This is a genomic window from Microvirga lenta (genome assembly GCF_020532555.1).
GTDB lineage: Bacteria > Pseudomonadota > Alphaproteobacteria > Rhizobiales > Beijerinckiaceae > Microvirga > Microvirga lenta.
Window position 1 is genome coordinate 124,567 of sequence record NZ_JAJBBR010000014.1, and the last position, 21,181, is coordinate 145,747.

20 protein-coding genes are annotated in these 21,181 nt (G+C 64.8%); 11 read left to right on the forward strand and 9 right to left on the reverse strand.

All coding sequences use genetic code 11. The features are described 5' to 3' along the window. Nucleotides 1-32: 32 nt before the first annotated feature. Entirely contained in the window at nt 33-1,130 is a 1,098-nt protein-coding gene (locus LGR44_RS19320) for an enolase C-terminal domain-like protein (RefSeq protein ID WP_226742344.1), read from the reverse strand. Between the two features lie 15 nt (nt 1,131-1,145). Beyond that, on the reverse strand, nt 1,146-2,900 hold the full coding sequence (locus tag LGR44_RS19325) for a thiamine pyrophosphate-dependent enzyme (RefSeq protein ID WP_226742345.1): 1,755 nt from the start codon (nt 2,898-2,900) through the stop codon (nt 1,146-1,148). Nucleotides 2,901-3,156: 256 nt separating this feature from the next. Between LGR44_RS19325 and LGR44_RS19330 the strand changes: the two genes are divergently transcribed. The 3 genes from LGR44_RS19330 (at nt 3,157) to LGR44_RS19340 (ending at nt 5,430) form a co-directional block, all read left to right on the forward strand. Next, nucleotides 3,157-3,600 (forward strand): PPC domain-containing DNA-binding protein, encoded by a 444-nt coding sequence (locus LGR44_RS19330; protein WP_226742346.1) that lies wholly within the window; start codon nt 3,157-3,159, stop codon nt 3,598-3,600. Between the two features lie 100 nt (nt 3,601-3,700). Further along, nucleotides 3,701-4,402: an alpha/beta hydrolase gene (locus LGR44_RS19335; RefSeq protein WP_226742347.1), complete on the forward strand. Its 702-nt coding sequence runs from the start codon at nt 3,701-3,703 to the stop codon at nt 4,400-4,402. A gap of 302 nt (nt 4,403-4,704) precedes the next feature. Beyond that, complete coding sequence (locus LGR44_RS19340; RefSeq protein ID WP_226742348.1) at nt 4,705-5,430, forward strand: DUF2270 domain-containing protein; 726 nt, start codon at nt 4,705-4,707, stop codon at nt 5,428-5,430. A 44-nt stretch (nt 5,431-5,474) separates the two neighbouring features. Here LGR44_RS19340 and LGR44_RS19345 read toward each other — a convergent pair whose 3' ends face one another. Further along, complete coding sequence (locus tag LGR44_RS19345) at nt 5,475-5,972, reverse strand: hypothetical protein (RefSeq protein ID WP_226742349.1); 498 nt, start codon at nt 5,970-5,972, stop codon at nt 5,475-5,477. 391 nt (nt 5,973-6,363) lie between these two features. Between LGR44_RS19345 and LGR44_RS19350 the strand changes: the two genes are divergently transcribed. The 8 genes from LGR44_RS19350 to LGR44_RS19380 all read left to right on the forward strand — a co-directional run bounded on the left by LGR44_RS19350 (nt 6,364) and on the right by LGR44_RS19380 (nt 13,618). Next, complete coding sequence (locus LGR44_RS19350) at nt 6,364-8,493, forward strand: sensor histidine kinase (protein ID WP_226742350.1); 2,130 nt, start codon at nt 6,364-6,366, stop codon at nt 8,491-8,493. After that, nucleotides 8,490-9,155, forward strand: a complete 666-nt coding sequence (locus LGR44_RS19355) for a response regulator transcription factor (protein WP_226742351.1) — start codon at nt 8,490-8,492, stop codon at nt 9,153-9,155. Before LGR44_RS19350 ends, LGR44_RS19355 begins: the two co-directional genes overlap by 4 nt. Nucleotides 9,156-9,348: 193 nt before the next feature. Further along, nucleotides 9,349-10,197, forward strand: a complete 849-nt coding sequence (locus LGR44_RS19360) for a Crp/Fnr family transcriptional regulator (protein ID WP_226742352.1) — start codon at nt 9,349-9,351, stop codon at nt 10,195-10,197. Nucleotides 10,198-10,211: 14 nt separating this feature from the next. Beyond that, nucleotides 10,212-10,343 (forward strand): hypothetical protein, encoded by a 132-nt coding sequence (locus LGR44_RS21865; RefSeq protein WP_264196644.1) that lies wholly within the window; start codon nt 10,212-10,214, stop codon nt 10,341-10,343. A 412-nt stretch (nt 10,344-10,755) separates the two neighbouring features. Then, nucleotides 10,756-11,283, forward strand: a complete 528-nt coding sequence (locus LGR44_RS19365) for a MarR family winged helix-turn-helix transcriptional regulator (protein WP_226742353.1) — start codon at nt 10,756-10,758, stop codon at nt 11,281-11,283. Between the two features lie 94 nt (nt 11,284-11,377). Then, nucleotides 11,378-12,301 carry a DMT family transporter gene (locus LGR44_RS19370; protein ID WP_226742354.1) on the forward strand — a complete coding sequence of 308 codons (924 nt, stop codon included), beginning with the start codon at nt 11,378-11,380 and terminating at the stop codon, nt 12,299-12,301. Next, a complete protein-coding gene (locus tag LGR44_RS19375; RefSeq protein ID WP_226742355.1) occupies nt 12,298-12,600 on the forward strand; it encodes a TfoX/Sxy family protein in 303 nt (100 codons plus the stop codon). The genes LGR44_RS19370 and LGR44_RS19375 overlap by 4 nt, the downstream gene beginning before the upstream one ends. A 31-nt stretch (nt 12,601-12,631) precedes the next feature. Further along, nucleotides 12,632-13,618, forward strand: a complete 987-nt coding sequence (locus LGR44_RS19380) for a 2-hydroxyacid dehydrogenase (RefSeq protein ID WP_226742356.1) — start codon at nt 12,632-12,634, stop codon at nt 13,616-13,618. 4 nt (nt 13,619-13,622) lie between these two features. Here LGR44_RS19380 and LGR44_RS19385 read toward each other — a convergent pair whose 3' ends face one another. The 6 genes from LGR44_RS19385 to eda form a co-directional block, all read right to left on the reverse strand. Continuing rightward, nucleotides 13,623-14,648, reverse strand: coding sequence for a helix-turn-helix transcriptional regulator (locus tag LGR44_RS19385; protein ID WP_226742357.1), 1,026 nt, complete (start codon nt 14,646-14,648; stop codon nt 13,623-13,625). An 18-nt stretch (nt 14,649-14,666) separates the two neighbouring features. Next, entirely contained in the window at nt 14,667-15,698 is a 1,032-nt protein-coding gene (locus tag LGR44_RS19390) for a helix-turn-helix transcriptional regulator (RefSeq protein WP_226742358.1), read from the reverse strand. Nucleotides 15,699-16,712: 1,014 nt separating this feature from the next. Beyond that, nucleotides 16,713-17,459, reverse strand: coding sequence for an SDR family oxidoreductase (locus tag LGR44_RS19395; RefSeq protein WP_226742359.1), 747 nt, complete (start codon nt 17,457-17,459; stop codon nt 16,713-16,715). Between the two features lie 32 nt (nt 17,460-17,491). After that, the gene (locus LGR44_RS19400; protein ID WP_226742360.1) at nt 17,492-19,300 is read right to left on the reverse strand and encodes an IlvD/Edd family dehydratase; all 1,809 of its coding nucleotides are present in this window, start codon (nt 19,298-19,300) and stop codon (nt 17,492-17,494) included. Nucleotides 19,301-19,483: 183 nt separating this feature from the next. Next, nucleotides 19,484-20,278: a tellurite resistance TerB family protein gene (locus LGR44_RS19405; RefSeq protein WP_226742361.1), complete on the reverse strand. Its 795-nt coding sequence runs from the start codon at nt 20,276-20,278 to the stop codon at nt 19,484-19,486. Nucleotides 20,279-20,341: 63 nt separating this feature from the next. Then, nucleotides 20,342-20,986: a bifunctional 4-hydroxy-2-oxoglutarate aldolase/2-dehydro-3-deoxy-phosphogluconate aldolase gene (gene eda / locus LGR44_RS19410; protein ID WP_226742362.1), complete on the reverse strand. Its 645-nt coding sequence runs from the start codon at nt 20,984-20,986 to the stop codon at nt 20,342-20,344. Nucleotides 20,987-21,181 lie beyond the last annotated feature (195 nt).

Here is a 21,181-nt window from a genome sequence, read left to right on the forward strand (position 1 = left end):
AGAGGCACCTCCTCTCGCATTCCGATCGCGGCTCATACCGCGAAGCGTTCGGCATCCGCGTGCTTGAACGTGAGTCCGTGGCCGGGTCGCGACAGATCCGGCCGGATGAACCCGTCCTTGGCTATCGGCGCTCCTTCGAAGAGCATCTGCTCGATGCGGGCGTGATCGTGGAACCACTCCACATGACGCAGCCGCGGGGCCGCACAGCAGACCGGGAGATGGAGCGCGGGTGCGGTATGCGCAGACAGCGGCAGCGGCTGGGCATCGGCCAGGGCCGCGGCCTTCAGGAACCCGGTATAACCGCAGCACCGGGTCGCATCCGCCTGGAGCACGTCGACGGCGCCCGCATCCATCATCCGCTTGAAATAGAACGAGTCGTATCCGTATTCGCCGGCGGCAATCTCGATGGGGGCCGGAGCCCGGTCCCGCAGGAGCCGCAGGCCGTCGAGATCGTCGCTGGAGACCGGCTCCTCGAACCAGATCACGCCGAGGTCGGCGGCGCGCTCGGCAAACATCAACGCCTCCTTGCGGTCGAAGGCGCCATTGGCATCGATCATCAGGGCAGCATCGCCGATCGCCTCCTTTGCCAGCGTCATGCGGTCCATGTCCTTCCTGGGCTCGCTGCCGATCTTCATCTTCACGAAGCGGCAGCCATCCTCGTGCACCCAGCGACCCAGCTGCTCCTTGAGGCGGTCGTGGGAATAGGTCGTGAAGCCGCCGCTTCCGTAGACCGGCACCTCATCCCGCGCCTGACCGAACAGCTGCGCCAGGGGAATCCCCAGAAGGCGCGCCTTGAGATCCCAGAGAGCGACATCGACCGCGGAGATTGCCGTCGCCGCGATCCCTCGCGAACCCAGATTGCGCATCTGCGCCACCATCGCCTGCCAGAGACGCGGAATGGCAAAGGCGTCCTCCTGCATGAGAACAGGAGCCAGGGTCGAGGCGATCAGAGGCACGGCAGCGAGCGTCGAGTAGGTATAGCCCAACCCGGTCCTTCCGCCGGCGGCGATCTCGACCGTGACGAGGGTCGTGCGCTCCCAGGCGAAGGTGCCGTCCGCCTCGGGCGCATCGGTCGGTATGCGATAGGCCCGAGCGGCGACCTCCTCGATCGGTGCTTCGACCCGGCGCATTGCGCGCCTCCCGCCTCAGATGATCTCGCGGACCGTATTGGAGGCCACGGTCAGCGCGATCTTCGAGGCGTTCGGCGTTCCGCTCGCGAGGGACTGCGCCAGCTTCGCCGCCTGCTTCGCATCGACCTTCGGCGGCATCGGCGGCTCGTGCGGATCGACCACGGCCTCGATCAGGACCGGTCCCGGCGTCGCGAGAGCCTGCCGGAGGATGTCTCCGCACCGCTCGGGATCGTCGATGGTGAAGCCCTGCACGCCGAACCCCCTCGCGACCGTCGCGAAGTCGATCGGCTGAAGCTCGCAGCCGTATTCCGGATTGCCGAGGAAGACCATCTGCTCCCATTTGATCTGCCCCAGCGTGTTGTTCTTGATGACGACGATCTTGACGTCGAGGTTGTACTTCACGGCTGTGGCAAGCTCGCAGCAGAGCATGGTGAGCCCGCCATCGCCCACGAAGGCGACGACCTGGCGCCCCGGATAGGCGACGGCCGCGGCATTCGCATAGGGCAACCCGCACGCCATGGTGGCCAGATTGCCCGAGCACGAGAACATCATGTTGCCGCGAATATCCACGTGCCGCGCGATCCAGGTGGTGATGGTGCCGGAGTCGGTCGCCAGGATGGCATCGTCGGACAGGAGCTTGTTGAGCTCGTGTGCCACCACCTGCGGCTTCATGGGCGTGTCCATGCGGGTGCCGCGCTCATGCATGAGCTCCCGCCACTCCTCCATGCCCTTTTGCGCCTTTTCGAGAAATGACCGGTCCTGATGGTGGTCGAGGCGCGGGAGGAGCATCTGCAGGACCCGGGCGGAATCGCCGACCAGCGCCGCATCGACCGGATAGCGCAGGGAGACGCGCTTCGGATCGAGCTCGATCTGGACGCATTTCGCCTGTCCGGGCTCAGGGTAGTACTCGATATAGGGGAAGCTCGATCCGACGATGAGAAGCGTGTCGCACTCTTCGAGCGCCTCCTGCGAGGGACGGGTTCCGAGGAGACCGGTTCCTCCCGTGGTCAGAGGGTGATCGTCAGGCACGGCACCCTTGCCGAGAAGCGGCTTCAGGATCGGCGCCCCGAGCCGCTCGGCCACGGCGATCAGCAGGTCGCGGGCGTGCAGCGCCCCGCGCCCCGCCAGGATCGCGATCTTCTGGCCCTCGTTCAGAATTGCCGCCGCCCGCGCGAGCTGATCCTCGTCCGGCATGTGGGCGCTTTCCGCCATCAGGTCGGAGACGTGGTCGGGCAGGTTGCGCTTGGACCGTTTTCCGGACGAGACCGGCTGGGACTGCAGGTCCACCGACATGGTGATGTGGGCGACGCCGCGATAGGCAAGGGCCGTCCGGCAGGCCAGCTCCACCACGTTCTCCACATGGGTCGGCCCCATGATGCGGGTGTTGTAGACGGACACGTCCATGAACAGCTTGTCGAGCTCCACATCCTGCTGCGTGTAGGTGTGCAGGAGATCGTGGAACTGGAGCCCGGTGATCGCGAGCACCGGCTGCCCGTCGAGCTTCGCGTCGTAGAGGCCGTTGAGGAGATGAATGCCGCCCGGACCGGAGGTCGCGAGGCATACCCCGAGGCGCCCCGTGTACTTGGCGTAGGCACAGGCCATGAAGGCGGCCGCCTCCTCGTGGCGAACCTGGACGAAGCGGATCGCATCCTTCCTCTGCCGCAACGACTCCATGATCCCGTTGATGCCGTCGCCCGGAATGCCGAAGATGGTGTCGACTCCCCAGTCGATCAGCGTGTCAACGAGCACGTCGGCAGCAGTGGTAGCCATGATCCCTCTCCCGATATTGTCTCCTGGATCTGCTTTGGGGCGAAGCCGGCGAGGCCGCACGCCGAACCGCGGCAGTTCCGCAGAGCGCCGTCATCAAAAGGCCAACGATCACCCCCCTGGCCCGTTCCCGCCCGAGCTTCGGGAAGTCCGTATTCCCAGTACACCATCGTACAATTTGCGCCGGATATCCGAACGCGCCGGGAGAGAAGTCCGTTGTCGGGGAGGAACAAGCCCATCGTACGGACGAGGCGCCTCCATGAAGTCCAAACTCATTCATGACGCTCAGGGACTGCGCACCTACGCCGTCGTGCTGGCGATCGGCGATGAAATCAGCCATGCGTTGCAGACCTTCGCCGAGAAGGAACGGCTTTCCGCAGCCCAGGTGACCGCCATCGGCGCCTTCGAGGAGGCAACCCTCGCATTCTGGGTCTGGGAAACCAGGAAATACGAGGAGATTCCGGTTCGCGAGCAGGTCGAGGTGCTTTCGCTCAACGGCGACATTGCGCTGGACGAGCACGGTAGGCCGAAGCTTCATCTGCACGCGGTGCTCGGGCGCCGCGACGGCTCGACAATCGGCGGGCATCTGATGAACGCGCGTGTCCGGCCGACGCTGGAGGTCATCGTCACGGAGGCTCCCGCGCACCTGCGGCGGAAGGAGGATTCCGAAACGGGCCTGCCCCTGATCCACATCGACGATTGACCGCGGAGCCGACCGTTCCGTCGGGCTCGGACTCGCGAGCGGATTCGGGAACAACAAGGCATGCGCAATGTTGGCTCCGAGCCAACGGGAACCTCATCACATGCCGCAAGCACCCGGAGAACAGACTCCCGGGGCCGAGTCAGGAATTCTGCACTCAAGGCCCCAGTCCATCGAGCCGCCGAAAGGCGGCCCATCCGGCCTGCAGGACCTGGGCCTCGGGAGAGGGCGGGACGGAAAGGTTCTCGTGCCTTCCGCGGCCGACAGGACTCGACCGGCGCCGCTGATCCTTGCGCTTCATGGGGCCGGCGGCGTTGCCGCTCAGGTGATCGATCTCTTCGCGAAACATGCCGAGGCCCATGGCATCATCGTCCTGGCGCCGGAATCGCGTACGTCGAGCTGGGATGTCATCCGAGGAGGATACGGACCTGACGTGGAGTTCATCGACAGGGCCCTGCAGATGGTGTTTCAGCAGCATGCGGTCGATCCGGAGCGGCTTGCGGTTGCAGGCTTCTCGGACGGAGCATCCTATGCGCTCTCCCTGGGACTGACCAACGGCACCCTGTTCAGCGACATTCTCGCCTTCTCGCCCGGCTTCATGGCACCCACGCAGCAGGACGACGCCCCCCGGATCTTCATCTCCCACGGAGAGCAGGACGAGGTCCTTCCCATCGGCGCCTGCAGCCGCCGCATCGCGCCGCTGCTGCAGCGTGCCGGCTACGACGTGGATTACCGCGAGTTCGGCGGCGGACACGTCGTCCCCGACGAGATGGTCGGCCACGCGGTGACACGGTTCCTGGGCTGACAAACTCTGTACGATAGCGCACGGAAGGCCTTCAGGGACGGGACCTCGGCGGCCTCGACCGAATTCTCCCTGTGAACTGGCGCGGGGCCGTTGCTCCCAGACTGCTCCTTGGCCACCGCTCCTGCTCCGGTTCGTTGAATGCGCGATCCATGCTTCTACTGCAGCCCCATCTGGCTCCCGGCAGCCAGGTGGGGCTTTCTTTGAGAGTCCCCCCTTCCTGGCTGACCCGCGGGATGATGGTGTATTGAACTTTCTGCGCCGGCACCTCGTTTCCGTGTGCCGGCGTCCATGGAGGGGACCCGATGCTTTCGCAGAATCAGCAGAACACCGACCTGCATCTCAAACCGCTGATCCAGGCTCCGGTCTTTCCGACGACATCCACCGAATTCATCAATGTCATGGCGCATTACCATCGCGCCGAGATCGCCCGAATGGCCGGCTGGCGCGATCGCATCGACCGCACCACGAACTGGGCGATCACGGTGGTGGCCGCCATGCTGTCCCTGTCGTTGTCCACCCCGACAGCCCACCATGGCGTGCTGCTCTTCGCGATGGTTCTCGTCCTCCTGCTCCTCGTGATCGAGGCAAGGCGCTACCGGTTCTTCGACGTCTATCGCAGTCGCGTGCGACGGATGGAGCGCAATTACTTCGCGCAGATCTTCTCACCGGAATCCGGCACGACCGACGAGTGGATCCACGCCCTGGGGGCGGACCTTCGAAAGCCCCTGTTCCTCATCAGCACGAACCAGGCGATCTCCCGGCGCCTGCGCCGCAACTATTGCTGGATGTTTCTGATCCTGCTGATGGCATGGCTGGTCAAGACGACCTTCATCAGCATGACGGAGAGCGCGGTTCAGGCCGAGCTCGTCGATTCCCTCGACGAATGGTGGCGCAACGCAGCGGTCGGCCCGATCCCCGGCTGGATCGTGGTGATCGCGGTCGTGATCTTCTATGCCTGGATCCTCTTTGCGGCATTCCGCAAGCGGGTCCGCAAGGGTGAGATGATCTATGGCGACGTGCATGTCTGAGGGGGCGCACCTGCCGACGAGAGGCGCTCCCGGAGCGCGTCCATCTACGCTCGAAAAGGCTGACTCAGGACGATTTCCTGGTCCTGGATATGACCGGACCGGGCATCGATCTTCAGCTCGTACAGCTTGTCTTCGCGCTGGGCGCGGACGCTGAAGGTATCGCCGCTGCGCTTGATCTCCTGGACGCGCGCCCAGCCCTGTCGCCTGAGCATCGTTTCCACCTGGGAACTCTTGAGACGCTGCGGCTGCTTGAGATCGCCCGTGTGAACGTCGACGTACAGCTCGACAGGCTCTCCGTGCCATTCCGCCGTGGCGCGGTAGACGTCGCCCTCGCGCCGCCAGTTCCTGATCGCCCTTATTCCCTTCTCCCTCAACAGGGACCTGTAGGTCGTCTGGCGGATCTGGGCTTCGAGCTCGGAGTCGCTGTCCTTGGCGGAAACGGCGGTTGCCGCCCTGACTATGGAGCGGCCCGAATGGCCGATTTCCGGGCGCGGGCTCGCAGGCCGGGCCTCCCGCAGCAGCGCGGTTTCGGGCGGGGACATGGATGCAAAGCCCTCATGGGCCAGCACAGCCACCCCAATCAGACAGCCTCCGAGGAAAGCGGTCGTGCGAACGACCCTTTGATGCAGATCCATTTCCTCCTCCGCCTCGTTCCGGCCGGAGAGGCCGCAGAAGAGCCCCTGTTCATTCCATGGCGAAGCCTCTGCCATACGACAAGGGCCCAACCCGTGAACAGGTGAATTGTTCGTGACAGGGTTCATTAGCGTACTGTCTTTGCCGAGATCGGCGGCTGTTCGGAAGCTCCGGCGCCTCCCAGGGTTTTCCAGGCGCGGGCGGAGCCGCCGCGAGAGGGCAGAAGACTTGCACCGGCAGCGGCAAAGTCGGAATGTTCCGTTCAGCGTGGCCTGAGCCTATGCGAGAGGATGCCGCCCGGTGGCTAGCGCCTTGGACCGACAGGATGGACTGCCTCAACCCGGCAGATCGGGCATCGCCGGCATGCCGGCGGGTGCCCGTTCGCTCGTCCGCTCGCAGCGCCTGATCGTTTCGCACATCCTCGCGGCTGCGATCCCCGTACTCCTGTTCGGGGGCTGGATGGCTTACCTGACGGCCGACCAGGAAAGAACGGAAGCCCGCCGCGCGGCGCAGGCTACGGTGGCGCGCGTTGCAGAACGGGTAAGCGAGAGTCTCTCGAAAGAGCTCGAAGTCGCCGAGGCGCTCGCCGGCACGACGGCCCTGGACGGGACCGATCTGGAGACATTCTACGAAGAGGCGCAGCGCCTCACGGCTGCGCGACCGTTATGGGAGACCGTTTCCCTGATCAGGCCCGACGGCACCCAGGTTCTCAACATCCTGCGACCGTTGGGCGAGCCGCTCGGCCCGACGCCGGACCAGGAGAGCTTCGACGAGATCGTCCAAGGGGCCCAGTCGGCCATCGGCGGCATCGGACCCGTCGGGCCCTTGTCCGGTAAACGGCTGGTCTCCCTGCGCGTCCCGGTCAACAGGAACGGCGAGTTGCGTTACGTCCTGACCATCGGCCTCGTTCCGAGCCAGATCAGCGCCATCCTCCGGGATGCGGGCGCTCCGGCATCGTGGGTCGGCGTCATCGTCGATGCGCGGGGCAACGTCATTGCCCGCACGCTCGCGGAGAACACGGAGATCGGCCAGCCCGCGAGCATCTCGGTACGCGATGCGATCCGGCGCGGGTCCGAAGGATTCTATGGCGGCCGGACGCTGGAGGGTACGGAAGTCGAAACCGTCTATCGCAAGATGCCCGGCATAGGCGGGTGGTCGGTCCATTTCGGCATTCCCACGGAGGCTCTCAACACGCCGGTTCTGCGGTCTCTTGCGGCCCTCGTCGCCGGAGGCGTCACCAGTCTGGCTCTCGGTGGCGGGCTGGCTCTCCTCATCGCCCGTGACGTCGCCCAGCGCCGCCGGGAGGAGGAGGCCCGGAGCATGCTGGCCCTGAGCGTCTCCGAGGAGCGCGGCGCGGTGGCGGTGGAGGCCGCGGACCTGGGGACCCTGCGCTGGGATCCCGAGCGCCAGGAAGTGATGGGCTCCGAGCGGCTGCGCATGCTTCTCGACCTGCCCCCCTCCGTGGTCGAAGGTCCGGAGGCGGTTTGGTCCGTCGGACGCGTCCTCGCTGCCCTGCATCCGGAGGATCGAGTCCGCATGCAGGACGCAGTCACGCGCTGCCTCGAGGCGAACAGTCCCATCGATATCGAGGTTCGCGCCATTCGATCGGATGGGCGCTCCCACTGGGTTCGCTTCAACGGCCGCCGTCCGATGGACTCCTCAGGCGCCCCTCGGGTCGTTCATGGCGTCGTCTCGGACATCGAGCCTCAGAAGCGCGCCGAGGCCGAGCGCCTGCGCCTCCTGAGAAGCTTGGCCGAAGCGCAGGAAAACGAGCAGCGCCGCATCGCGCGCGAACTGCACGATCAGGTGGGCCAGACGGTAACGGGGCTTTCCCTCGGCCTGAAGAGTCTTGAGCGCGCGCTGGAGAGCGGCACGGTCACGAGCCCCACACGGGAGCAGTTGCGCTGGCTGCAGGGCCTTGCGAACGAAATCGGACGCGACATCCATCGCGCCGCCTCCGATCTGAGGCCGAGCGCCATCGACGATCTGGGGCTCCACAAGGCCCTGGCCGCCTATGTGGCCGAATGGGGCAAGGTTTCCCAGATCGACGTCGACCTGCAGACCATCGGCCACGTTCGCCGCTTGCCGGCTCCCATCGAAACGGCAACCTACAGGGTGGTTCAGGAGGCCCTGACGAACGTGCTCAAGCATGCCGAGGCACGAAGCGTCAGCATCGTTCTGGAGTACCGGGCAAGGCAATTGCGGGTGCTCGTCGAGGATGACGGCCGGGGCTTCGATCCGGACATGCTGGCGAACGACGGAGCTGGAACCCTGACCGAAACCGACGAGAAGAGGATGCACCTCGGCATCACGGGCATGCGGGAGCGGCTGGCCCTCCTCGGCGGAACCCTGACCCTGGAATCCTCGCCAGGCTCCGGAACCACCGTCTTCATCCAAGTGCCTGCCCCACCTCCCGGACCCTCGATATGAGCCCCATTCGCATCGCCCTCGCAGACGACCATCCCGTAGTCCTGGCCGGCGTGAAGGCCCTCCTGCAGGCGGCTCCCGATTTCGAAGTGGTCGGAGAAGCGGTCTCGGGCCGGGCTGCGCTGGACCTTTTCGTTGCGACCAAGCCGGACGTGGCGGTGATCGACATCTCCATGCCCGACATCAACGGCCTCGACCTGGCCGAGACGCTCGCGCAGGCCTGCCCGCAGGTAAAGCTCCTCGCCCTCACCGTCCACGAGGATCGGGCCTACGTGCAGCGTCTGCTCCAGGCCGGCGCCCGCGGCTATCTGCTCAAGCGTTCTGCCGCCGACGATCTCGCTCGCGCCATCCGCGCCATCGCATCGGGCGGAATTTACCTGGACCCTTCCGTCGCCGAGCGGGCGCTCGCGGATCCGACGAAACCGAACGGCCAGGAGGCCAATGCAACCTCCACCGAGGAGCTGAGCGCCCGTGAGGGAGACGTTCTCAAGCTGACGGCGCAGGGCTTCACCAACAAGGAAATCGCGCTGCGCCTGGAGATCAGCATCAAGACCGTCGAAACCTACAAGGCGCGCGCGGCTGCGAAGCTTGGCCTGCGCACCCGTGCGGAGATCGTCAGGTACGGCGTGGCTCAGGGCTGGCTCGAGGATATCGACCAACCCTGACGATACGTCATCATCCTGTACAGCTCCGCTCGGACGGTTCGCATACCTGTCAGGCATTTCCTGACATGGATGCGGTCTTGCCCGACTACGCACGATGCCATCGAACCTCCATCATAGACCTCAAGCAGAAGGGGAATCCGGGGCAATGCGATTCGTGTCGAACACGGGTCGCGCACGAAGTTGGAGGTTGCCAATGCCAACCAGGCCCAATCTCGGCCCAGGTTTCATTCTCTCGTCGCATTCCAGCCCCTCGCCGGTCCTCCTGCGGGATCAGCACAAATCCGACGCTCCGTTCCGGAACAGGCTCCTTCAGGCGCTGCCGCAGGATGTGGCCGACGGCCTGCGCCCCCGCCTGGAGCGCGTGGAGCTCAAGCGGCGCCAGATCCTCCACGAACGGCACATCCCCCTGACCCATGCCTATTTCCTGGAACAAGGTGCGGCGTCGCTGCTCCTGCGGGCGGGAGACGAGGGCGTGATGGAGGTCAGCACCCTCGGACGCTCCGATTTCGTCGGCGTACCTCTCGTCATGAACAGCCGCCGCACACCCTGCCGGTGCATGGTCCAGGCACCCGGCTCGGCCTTGCGGATCGAAGCCGACGACCTGGAGAATGCCCTTGCGGAGTTCCCGGCCCTGCACCGTCTCCTGCTCGGCTATGCGCAGGCCGCCATGACCGAAGCGGCGCAGCTCGCCGTGTGCAATTCCTGCCACAACCTGAAGCAGCGGCTTGCGCGGTCGCTCCTCGTCGCCAGCACCCGTCTGGGGGAGAACGAGCTCCCGCTGACGCACGAGATCTTGAGCCGCGCCCTTGGCGTTCGGCGGGCCAGCGTGACCATCGCCATGGGGCAGATGGAGGAGGCCGGCATCGTGAGCCGGGGGCGTGGGCGGGTCGAGATCCTGGACAGGCCGAAGCTCGAAGCCGAGGCCTGCGGCTGCCACCGGATCCTCTGCGGCGAATACAGGCGCCTCGTCTGCACCGGGGACGACGCGCAACGCAACCTGCCTTGGAGCTCCCCCTACGAAGCAACCTCATCGGTGTTCTAGCCAAGGATGCTGACATGTCGAACCTGCGCCTTGCCCTGATCGACGAAGGCCGCTGGAACGTGCGCGCCCCTGCCCCTGACCTTGACCCAAACGCCTATGAGGAGGCGCTCGACCGGGCGCTCCTGGCCCTCAGGGAGATCGAATGACGGTACGACTGGGAGAAGGCGGCCATCGAAGAAACACTCCATCCCCAGCCGTGGAAGGACTGGCGTCTGGAGCAGCTCTCCAAGCGCCGCAGGCGCGAACGGGAGCCGCTCGTTCAGCTGGTATGCTCCCTCCACCATCAGGCCACATGCCTGCAGATGGTATCGGGCCTGCCGCTCGCTGCCCGGGAGGCGCCCGGAGATCGCCCGGCGCCCGGCCATGGGAGGCAGGCCTCCTGAACGGCCCTTCGGCCGCCGGGAGCTTCGGCGCTCTTCCGGCACTCTTATTCAAGCCTCCTGTGCCCCATATCCCTTGGTCAGCGGCTCCCTCGAATTGTGTCGGCCTGTCATCGAACTGTCACGAGATCCTGCTCAGAGTGCGGAACCATAGCTGGCACCATCGGGGGAAATGGGCATGGACAACGAGGTCAAGCATCCTGGCGTGAAGAGCGTCGGTTGGGCTCTGGTCCAGGCCTCGCGGCTTCACCGGAGCCGCACGGGCGACAAACTCTCCGATCTGGGCCTCTTCGCCGGACAGGAACAAGTTCTTCAGGCCCTTGCGAATTCAGGCCCCATGACGATGGGCGAATTGGCCGCCATCCTGCGGGTGCGCCCCCCGACGGCCTCCAAGACGGTCTCGCGGCTCTCGGCCCTGAAGCTCGTCGAACGCCATACGGAACCGGGCGATGCCCGCATCGTCCGCGTGAAGCTAACGAAGGACGGCAAGCGCAAGGCGGCGTCCATCAATGCCCTTTGGGACGAGGTCGAGGCCGAGTTGCTGGACGGCTTCGACAACAAGGATCGCAAGCGCCTCAGGAAGCTCCTGCGCCGAGCCGCCAAGAACCTCGCCAAGGTGTCAGGGGCGGATCAGACCGGCTTCGACGGCGACGACGAACTGGAAGAGCTTCCCCCTGTCGAGGAGCCCCTGGCGGCAACCGCCTGAGGCGTGGTGGCCTCCCGAGCCCTGTCCAGGGCGCAGGAGGGCCGTGCGTCATGGACATTCGCCGTAACGGAGCCGTGCCGCTAGCATCCTGTGCATGGCAGACACGACGACACACCCGCTTCTGACCAGGAGCTCCCTGCGCCGGCAGCGGCTGATCGGCATCGCCCTCATGTGCGGGGCGCTGATCTGCTTCTCCTGCCTCGATGCGACGGCCAAATGGGTCAACCGCTCCGTCGATCCGCTCGTGACGGTCTGGGCCCGCTACATGTCGGCGTTCCTCCTGACGGCGGCTGTGCTCAATCCCTGGACCCAGCCGGGTCTCCTCAAGACGCGCCATCTCCCCCTGCAGCTCGTCCGCTCCACCCTGCTCTTCCTGTCGACCCTGTGCAATTTCGTCGCCCTGCAGTATCTGCAGCTCGTCGAGACCATGTCGATCATCTTCTCGACTCCCCTTCTCGTGGCGCTTCTGGCCGGTCCGATCCTGGGGGAATATGTCGGCGCCCGGCGGATGGCGGCGATCGGGGTCGGCTTCGTCGGCATTCTGGTCATCACGCGCCCCGGCCTCGGCGCCATGCACCCGGCCGTGCTGCTCTCCGTGGCCGGAGCGGTCGCCTATGCGTTCTACGGCATCACCACCCGCATGCTCGCCTCCCACGACTCGACTGCGACGACGACGTTCTATTCGGGCCTGGCCGGCATCGTCCTCATGACGCCGCTGCTGCCCTGGATCTGGACGACACCCCCCTCGCCCCTGACATGGCTTCTCCTGGCCCTGACAGGCGTCTTCGGCGGCCTGGGGCACTGGCTCCTGATCCTCGCCCACGCGCGTGCTCCGGCCGCGATCCTGTCGCCCTTCATCTACTCCCAGATCATCTGGATGCTGGCCCTGGGCTACATCCTGTTCGGGGACTGGCCCGATCCCTGGACCTTCGCGGGAGCCGGGATCGTCATCGCCTCCGGGCTCTACTTGCTCTATCGTGAGCGGGTAAGGCATCAGGAACCGGAGCGTTCGGCATGAATGACGCGCCCATCGGCACCCTTCCCGGCGTGGGGCCAGTGACCCAGGGCTGGCTGGAGGAGGCAGGCATCCGCACCGTTGCGGAGCTCCGGGCGGTCGGATCCGTCGATGCCTATCGGCGGCTCAAGTTCATGTTCCCGCGCCGCGTCAGCCTCAACGCCCTCTACGGGATCGAGGCCGCCCTGCGGGGCTGCCATTGGCTCGACCTGCCGCCTTCCGTGAAGTCCGCGCTTCAGCAGGAGGCGAGGACGATCGACGAAGCCCTTCTCAAGGGCGCAGCCTCCCGCTGCAGCCTCTAGACCAGACCGCGACCCCAGACAGGACAGGACGATGACGAAGACCGATATCTTGATGCCGGGACCGATGATGCCGAGCGTGATCGAGGCGCTCGACCGGGATTTCGTTCTGCACCGCCTGTGGGAGCAGAGCGATCGGGAGGCCTTCCTCCGCGAGGTCGGCCCGCGGATCCGCGGGCTCGCGGCCAGCACGGTGGCGGGCCGCACGGATGGGACGCTGCTCGGCCACCTTCCCAATCTCGAGGTGATCGCGAGCTTCGGCGTCGGCTACGACAACGTGGACGTGGTGGAAGCGGCCAGGCGGGGCATCGTGGTGACCAACACGCCCGATGTGCTGAATGCGGAGGTCGCCGACCTGACGATCGGCCTCCTGATCGCGACGCTGAGGCAGATCCCCCAGGCCGACCGCTACCTTCGCGCGGGCCAATGGCTCAAGGCTCCATTCCCTCTGTCGCCGACCCTGCGGGAGCGGAAGGTCGGCATCATCGGCTTGGGACGCATCGGCAAGGCCATCGCCCGGCGGCTCGAAGGCTTCGACGTCAGCATCGCCTATCATGGCCGGACACGGCAGGAGGGCGTCGCCTATGCCTATCATCCGACCCTGAAGGGAATGGCCGAGGCCTGCGACGTGCTGATCGCCATCACCCCTGGCGGCGCCTCGACGAAGCACCTCATCAATGCGGAGATCCTGAAGGCGCTGGGCCCCAACGGCGTGCTGATCAACGTGGCCCGCGGCAGCGTCGTGGACGAGCGGGCCCTGATCGAGGCGCTGCGCAGCAAGACGATCCTGGCCGCCGGCCTCGACGTGTTCGAGGACGAGCCGCGCGTTCCCCAGGAGCTGATCGACATGGAGAACGTGGTTCTTCTTCCCCACGTCGCCTCCGCCTCCGTGCATACGCGACGCGCCATGGGGCAGCTCGTGGTCGACAATCTGATCTCGTGGTTCGAAGGCAAGGGACCGCTCACGCCTGTGCCGGAGACGCCCTGGTCCGCCGTGGAACTCCCGGCAGCGGCCGGCTGAGCGCTCAGGCCCTCAGCTTTTTCAGAAGGGTCTCGCGCGGGGCGACCCCATAGGCGCGCTTATAGAGCCTCGAGAACTCGCCCATATGGTTGAAGCCGTTTCCGACGGCGATTTCAGCCATCGATGCGAGGGCCGGATCCGCCTTCAGCAAGGCCAGATGGGCATGCTGGAGACGGACCGCACGCAGAAAAGCCATGGGCGACATCTGGCGGAAGTCTTGGAAGCCGTTCTGCAGGCTCCTGGCGCTCACGCCCGCCTCGGCCGCGATGTCGGCCAGGGAGAGCGGCTCCGAAAAATGCGTCTCGATATAGGCCTCCGCCCGCCTCACGTGATGCGGTGCTGCGGCCCTCTGAGGCTGATGGAGCAGCCGCGAATAAGTGTGGGTGTGGGTGAGGAGAAATCCGGTCAGCACCGTCTGCTCCAGCTCCAGGCGGGCTGCTGGAATCTGCCGGACGAAGGAGTGCGGATTGCTTATTTCGCCCGCGGCGTATTGCACGAGGCGCAGCCAGCTCCGCCCCAACCCGTCGTCGAGACGAAGCTCGGGCTCGAATTCGATGGGCTCGCCGATGTCGCATCCGATCAGCTTCGCGCCGATCTCTGCGATCCTGTGACGGCTCATGACCATGCCGAGGCCTACGCATTCCTCGCCGAAGAGCAGGGCCTTGGGCGGGCCTGACGAAAAGGTCAGACCGCGCGAACCGTCATTCGTGTAGCGTCGGCCCTTCCACAGCAGGTCGCAGCTCCCCTTCGATATCATGGAGAAGCCGATCCGGTCATCGGCCTCCTCGGCATCGAGCTCGATCGTGAGGGGGCGTCCGAAACTCATGCTGAAGATGCAGAGCTCCTTCCACCCGTTGAACGCGAAGGCACAGTCGAAATCCGAGCCGCGATGCAAGGGGGTCAGCTTGTGGCCGATTATGGCTTTGCTGACGACCTCCTCGAACTCGTCGAGCCTGGGTGTCCTGAAGGCGCAGTCGTCCACGAGAGCACTCTCGGGCTTGAATCCATTCAGGCGATGGTGTGCTGCCATGGATGCTGCCTCTCGGCTTTAGCGGATGCGGTGCAGAGTCTGCCTCGGCGTCTCGCCGAACGTTCGCTTGTAGAGGGTCGCGAACTCGCCCAAATGGCCGAAACCGCAACTGACGGCGATGTCCGTCACGGTAGCGAATGCCGGGGCTGCTTTCAGGAGCGCCCGGTGAGCGTGCTGGAGACGCATCTGGCGGAGGAAAGCCATCGGCGTCGTGTGGCGGAAGTTCTGAAATCCGTTCTGGAGGCTCCGCGCACTTACGCCAGCTTGAGCGGCGATCTCGGCAAGCGACAGAGGTTCGGAGAAATGCGCCTCGATATAGGCCTCCGCCCGCCTCACGTAGTACGGGACAGCAGGAGATTGCGGGCGGAGAAGCTCGTTCGAGTAATTGTGGGAATGCGCGAGCAGAAATCCCGTCACCACCATCTGCTCCAGCTGCTGACGCGCGGCCGGCAGGCGTCTTGCGAGAGACATGGGATCCCTGAGCTCGCCGGTCGTATACTGCACGAGCCGCAGCCAGCTCTGCCCAGCCGCGTCGTCGAGGCGAAACTGAGTCTCGAACTCCACTTGCCCGTCGATCTCATGGCCCAGGAGCTTCGAGCAGTACTCCGCGATCCGGTGCCGGCTCATCATGACGCCCGAACCATGGCAGTCTTCGCTGAAGCGCAGGATCCGCGGGGGGCCGGAGGTGAAGACGACGCCCATCTGCCCCACGTTTTGATATTCGCGGCCCCGCAGAAGCAACTGGCCGCTGCCTTCCGTGTTCATCGCGAAGCCGATCCGGTCATCCGAATCCTCCGGCGCGAGCTCCGCCTCCAGTTTGCAGCCGAAGCGAACATGAAAGACGCTCAGGTCGCTCCAGCCGTTGAACCCGAACTCGCCGTCGACGGTCACACCTCGGGAATAGGGGCTGAGCCTGTGCTCGGTCACGGTGTTTTTCAGAACATGCTCGAACTCGTCGAGCCGAGCCGTTCTGAAATTGTATTCGGCGATCAAGCTGCTCTCGGGAGACGAGGCGTCTCCGCCGCCATTCGAATGTCTAGATCCGGCCATGGCCGACATCCCTTGGACCGGGGCCCGCCGCCCGATTGCCGCTCCTGTGCAGGGTGCGCTTCGGTATTCTGCCGAAAGCGCTCCCATGAAGAGCGGCGATCCTCGCCAAACCGAGCTCCGCTTCCCGACGTGTTCCACGCACTGGCAGAAGACGCATCGACGGGATGGGGTCGGGACTGCCCTCGAAACGAGCACCGCGAAATGCCGGAGAGAACCCCTTGATAGTTATCATATAACTTAGGGTTTCTTCAGGAATGGTCTGCGGAGACGTCTCTAGGTTGCATTTAGAAAAACCGGTAATCTGAGATGGTAATAACGGAGTGAAACTACTATCACCGCGACTCGAATACTGACCTCTCGCCATATCGGCCGCCTTCTCAGCTACGTTACGACGTAGAGACGCTACTATTCTTACGCTTTTCCGACAAGACGTGCGGCTTTCCGATTTCTTCCAGCAAGCAATCCTGTCAAATTTTTTCTCACAGCAGCAAGCAACCAACGCTCACCGCTGAGAAATACCGGCACAAGAAAGAGAAATAATTTTGTTCGGAGGCAGAGATGAAACCAGCGACCGCATCAAGAGAAAAGAATCGCCTCTCTAACTTTCTTCAGCGATATTTCTATAACCATTCAATTTTTAAGATAATACGTCACCATATCGCGCCTTTAGCGCAGGAAATAAAATCGAAATTCATTTTGTTGCGTGGAGTGATCTTCTACTTGCTAGGAGCCAATAAGAATGCTGTTGCTGACTTCAGCAAGGTTTTGCGCCTCGATTGGCGCAACGAGTGGGTGGTCATATGGATCGATAGGGCAGAACGAGCCCATAGGATCACCCTCCGTCGACAGGCCTCTCAGGCCGAGGGTGAGGAGAATGGAATGATCCGCCCACTCTCGGTCTGGGACAGGCCGACCCGGCACCAATTCGCATTCGCGAGGATATAAGAACAACGTCCCGGTGCGGGCCACTCAACTTCCTGGGCGGAGCCTTCCGAGGGAGGCTCCGCCCTCTTCTCAAAGGGCAAATCCGCCGTCGACGAGGTGAACCTGCCCGGTCGTGTAGCTGGATTCATCCGAGGCCAGGTAGACGGCGAGCCAGGCCACCTCCTCCGCCGTGCCGAGACGCCCCATGGGTTGGCGATCGATGAAAGCCTGTCGCACGGCATCGAGGCCCTGGCCTGAACTCTCCGCCTGGGCCTGAATCCGCTCATCGAGGGAGGGCGACTGGATGGTGCCGGGGCAGATGGCATTGGCACGGACGCCGCGGCGGATGAAATCCGCCGCGACCGCCTTGGTGAGCCCGATGACCGCCGCCTTCGTGGCGCCATAGACATAGCGGTTCGGAATGCCCCGCACGGAGGAAGCGCCGGACGCGATGTTGACGATCGAGCCCCCTCCCCTGTCCAGCATCCCCGGCAGCGCCGCCTTGATCGTCCGGTGCATGGATTTCACGTTAAGGTCGAACGAAAAATCCCAGTCCCGGTCCGAGCAATCGAGGACCGTGCCGTGATGCACGAAGCCCGCCGCGTTGACGAGGATGTCGAGAGGCCCGGTCTCGGCCAGGAGCCTTCCCACGTCCTGATCCGAGAGGACATCGAGCCTGCGATGCTCCGCCCCGGCAAGACCTTCGAGCTTCTCGGGGTTGAGGTCGGTCGCCCAGACCCTTGCGCCCTCGCGCACGAATGCCTCGGCGATGGCCCGGCCGATGCCTTGCCCGGCGGCGGTGATAAGGGCCGTCTTGCCTTGTAGCCGGTCAGCCATGATGCTCCTCGCGCTGAAATCCTGCCGGATGTTTAGTGGTTGTCCCGCGGCACGCCGAAGGTCTGGGCGATGCTCTGGAACTTCACGGCGGGCCGCAAGGTCATTCCCTCGGAGAGCTGATCGACCATGGCCCGCTGGATCTCCTGCCAGGGCGTCTGGCTCGCCGGATAGGGAAAGCCGCCGCGTGCATTCAGATCGGCCCGCCGCCGCTGCAGTTCCTCGTCCGTGATCATGATATCGGCGCGGCGTTTGTTCAGGTCGATGCGCACGCGGTCTCCGGTCTGCAACAAGGCCAGTCCGCCGCCTACGGCGGCCTCCGGCGAGGCATTGAGGATCGAAGGCGTCGCGGAGGTGCCCGATTGCCGCCCGTCGCCGATGCAGGGCAAGGACAGCACACCTTTCTTGATGAGGGCTGCCGGCGGCTGCATGTTGACCACCTCGGCCGCTCCCGGATAACCGACGGGTCCGGCTCCCCGCATGATGAGCAGCGTGTTCTCGTCGATCTCGAGGGACGGATCGTCGATCCGATGGTGATAATCCTCGGGCCCCTCGAACACCACGACACGCCCCTCGAAGGCATTCGGATCCTCGGGATTGGAAAGGTATCTCTCGCGGAACTCCTCGCTGATCACGCTCGTCTTCATGATCGCCGAATCGAACAGGTTGCCCTTGAGGTTCAGGAAGCCTGCCTTTTCCTTCAGCGGATTGTCGTAGGAACGGATCACATCCCGATCCCAGGTGTGCTTGCCCCTGCAGTTCTCGCCGATGGTCTGGCCCGTGCAGGTGAGCGCATCCTCGTGGATCTTGCCGGCGCCGATGAGCTCCGCCAGGACCGCCGGCAGACCGCCGGCCCGGAAGTATTCCTCGCCAAGATATTCTCCGGCCGGCTGCACGTTCACGAGCAGCGGGATCTCGAAGCCGATGCGCTCCCAATCGTCACAGTCGAGCGGCACGCCGATGTGCTTGGCGATGGCATTGATGTGGATGGGAGCGTTGGTGGAGCCGCCGATGGCCGCATTCGCCACGATGGCGTTCTCGAAGGCCTCCCGAGTCAGGATGTCGGAGGGTTTCAGGTCCTCCCACACCATGTCGACGATGCGCCTTCCCGTTTCGTAGGCCGCCTGCCCGCGCTCGCGGTAGGGAGCGGGAATCGCGGCCGAGCCCGGCAGCGCCATCCCCAGCGCCTCGGCGAGCGCATTCATGGTGGAGGCGGTGCCCATGGTGTTGCAATGGCCGACAGAGGGAGCGGAGGAGCCGACGATATCCATGAACTGCTGGTAGTCGATATCGCCCGCCGCGTGGCGTTCGCGGGCCTTCCAGACGACGGTGCCGGATCCTGTCCGCTCCCCGTGGTGCCATCCGTTGAGCATGGGCCCGACATTCAGGGAAATGGCGGGGATGTTCACCGTGGCCGCGGCCATGATGCAGGCCGGCATGGTCTTGTCGCACCCGGTCAGCAGCACGACCCCGTCGAGCGGATAGCCGTAGAGCACCTCGACGAGAGACAGGTAGGCGAGGTTGCGGTCCAGGCAGGCTGTCGGACGCTTGCCCGTTTCCTGGATCGGATGGCATGGGAACTCGAAGGCGACTCCGCCGGCTGCCGTGATGCCGTCCCGGACCCGCTTGGCGAGATCGAGGTGATGACGGTTGCACGGCGACAGATCGGAGCCGGTCTGGGCGATTCCGATGATCGGCTTCTTGCCCTGGAGCTCCTTCCCCGTCAGGCCGAAATTCAGGTAGCGCTCCAGATAGAGCGCCGTCATTCCCGGGTTGTCGGGATTGTCGAACCACAGGCGGGAACGGAGCTGTTCGGGCGTGCGACGGTGAGGCCTGTCAGCCATTCTTCGGTCCTTTTCACTGCCGATTGATGCGCATGCCGTGATTTGACCCCTTGCCGCGACGGAAATCAACCGTCCGCGAGAAGGCGGCGCGGACAGAATGTCGAGCTGGCGGAATTCGGAGGCCGGCGCATCGAGGCCCGCGACGCCCGGGCATAGGGCCTGTGCGGAAAAACCCGGGTATCTCTAGCGCATGCTGCTGGCGGTATCGTCGATCTGCGCCCTCAATGCCTGGTCGAGATCCAGAGCCTCGGCCAGCTGATGCAGGAACTCGCGCTCCTGAATCGTGTCGGGATCGATCGCAATCCGCGCCGCGGCATAGACCTGCGCGGCCTTCTCCGGGTCATCGACCGTGGCGGCAAGCTCTTCCACATCCGCAGGCGAGGTCATTTCGCTCTCGAGCCAGCGGGTCGCCTGCGGGTCGATTCCCGCTTCCGTCAGGCCCTTGACGATGCGCCCGCGCTCGGTTTCGTCGATCTGGCCGTCCGCCGAAGCGGCCGCAACCATGGTGCGCAGGAAGAGAAGGGCATCGTCCTCCGTCTGCGACACGGGATGGAAGCGCGAGGTTTCCGGCAGTTCCAGGGTGTCCTGCGGTGCGGATATCTCGGCTGCCGTCGATCCGGCCGACGCCCCCTCGGGCGTCGTCTGCGCCCCTTGGCCGGCCTGCCGGCTCTGATAGGCCCGATAAGCAAGCCCGCCGATCAGCGCCAAGCCGCCGAGCTTGGCCAGATTGCCGGTCAACCCGCTCTTCCGGCCCCTCGTGAACATGAGGCCCGCCAAGCCCACGATGGCGGCCTGCGTGAGCTCTGGATTCTGAGCCGCAACGTCCTTGGCCTTCTGCAGCAGCTGATCCGGGGACTGTCCGGTGACGGTCTCGACCTGTCTTCCGAGCCCGGCGAGGCCACCCTGCCCTCCCTGGTGCTGACCGGGACGGCTCAATGCCCCGACGACGGCATCCAGAAGTTTCCTGTAATCGACCATGGGGCCCTCCTCGGTTGGTCCTCAAGCTGAGCTAAGTACACAACGGAGGCGCCCAGGAATGGTTCAGCCTGCCGTGCGCAGAGCCGCAGCCTCGGAGGCGAGGCGTCGGATCGTGGCAAAGTCGGACGCCTTGAGGGCATCGGCAGGGGTCACCCATGTGCCGCCGACACAGGCCACGTTGGGGAGCTTCAGATAGGATGCGGCATTCGCCTGATCGATGCCGCCGGTCGGGCAGAAGGCAATTCCAGGGAGCGGTCCCTGTACCGACGTCAGCCAGGCGGCTCCGCCGGATGCAGCAGCGGGAAAGAACTTCAGCCGGTCGAACCCGAGGCTGGCGAGGGTCATCGCCTCCGAAACTGTCGAGCAGCCTGGCATCACCGGGATAGGAGCCTGCCGCAGCTGTTCGGCGAGCAGCAGTGGCGTTCCTGGGGTGACGATGAACTTGGCTCCCGCATCGACGACCTCACTGATCTGACTCGCGTGCAGAATGGTTCCTGCGGCCACGACGGCTTCCGGCACGGCTTTGGCGATGGCACTGATTGCGTCAAGCGCCGCAGGCGTTCTCAGGGTGATCTCGATGACGGGAAGGCCGGCCTGCAGGAGTGTCTGCGCCAGGTCGATGCTGGCCCGGGCGTCCTCGATCGTCACCACGGGGATCACGGGCGCGAGGCGGATATAGTCGTCGATGGAGGAATTGTTCGTCGCCACCGTGCACCTCTTTGCTTGCGATGGAGACAAGGGAGACGAGCCACGTCTGTTTGTCCAGCCTTGATTGAGCCGCTCGTTCGGTTGTGGTTGACAGGGGTGTTGGTTTTCAGCCTCTGGCGCGCAAGCAGCGTCTGTTGCGGGATGCGCGCCAGCGTTTTCACGACCGTCTTCTGTGTGCGGCGTCGGTTGTGGGCC

Coding starts and splice junctions, on each gene's coding strand:
- LGR44_RS19320 (WP_226742344.1), bottom strand. CDS start 1,130: ATGCGCCGGGTCGAAGCACCGATCGAGGAGGTCGCCGCTCGGGCCTAT.
- LGR44_RS19325 (WP_226742345.1), bottom strand. CDS start 2,900: ATGGCTACCACTGCTGCCGACGTGCTCGTTGACACGCTGATCGACTGG.
- LGR44_RS19330 (WP_226742346.1), top strand. CDS start 3,157: ATGAAGTCCAAACTCATTCATGACGCTCAGGGACTGCGCACCTACGCC.
- LGR44_RS19335 (WP_226742347.1), top strand. CDS start 3,701: ATGCCGCAAGCACCCGGAGAACAGACTCCCGGGGCCGAGTCAGGAATT.
- LGR44_RS19340 (WP_226742348.1), top strand. CDS start 4,705: ATGCTTTCGCAGAATCAGCAGAACACCGACCTGCATCTCAAACCGCTG.
- LGR44_RS19345 (WP_226742349.1), bottom strand. CDS start 5,972: ATGTCCCCGCCCGAAACCGCGCTGCTGCGGGAGGCCCGGCCTGCGAGC.
- LGR44_RS19355 (WP_226742351.1), top strand. CDS start 8,490: ATGAGCCCCATTCGCATCGCCCTCGCAGACGACCATCCCGTAGTCCTG.
- LGR44_RS19360 (WP_226742352.1), top strand. CDS start 9,349: ATGCCAACCAGGCCCAATCTCGGCCCAGGTTTCATTCTCTCGTCGCAT.
- LGR44_RS21865 (WP_264196644.1), top strand. CDS start 10,212: ATGTCGAACCTGCGCCTTGCCCTGATCGACGAAGGCCGCTGGAACGTG.
- LGR44_RS19365 (WP_226742353.1), top strand. CDS start 10,756: ATGGACAACGAGGTCAAGCATCCTGGCGTGAAGAGCGTCGGTTGGGCT.
- LGR44_RS19370 (WP_226742354.1), top strand. CDS start 11,378: ATGGCAGACACGACGACACACCCGCTTCTGACCAGGAGCTCCCTGCGC.
- LGR44_RS19375 (WP_226742355.1), top strand. CDS start 12,298: ATGAATGACGCGCCCATCGGCACCCTTCCCGGCGTGGGGCCAGTGACC.
- LGR44_RS19380 (WP_226742356.1), top strand. CDS start 12,632: ATGACGAAGACCGATATCTTGATGCCGGGACCGATGATGCCGAGCGTG.
- LGR44_RS19385 (WP_226742357.1), bottom strand. CDS start 14,648: ATGGCAGCACACCATCGCCTGAATGGATTCAAGCCCGAGAGTGCTCTC.
- LGR44_RS19390 (WP_226742358.1), bottom strand. CDS start 15,698: ATGGCCGGATCTAGACATTCGAATGGCGGCGGAGACGCCTCGTCTCCC.
- LGR44_RS19395 (WP_226742359.1), bottom strand. CDS start 17,459: ATGGCTGACCGGCTACAAGGCAAGACGGCCCTTATCACCGCCGCCGGG.
- LGR44_RS19400 (WP_226742360.1), bottom strand. CDS start 19,300: ATGGCTGACAGGCCTCACCGTCGCACGCCCGAACAGCTCCGTTCCCGC.
- LGR44_RS19405 (WP_226742361.1), bottom strand. CDS start 20,278: ATGGTCGATTACAGGAAACTTCTGGATGCCGTCGTCGGGGCATTGAGC.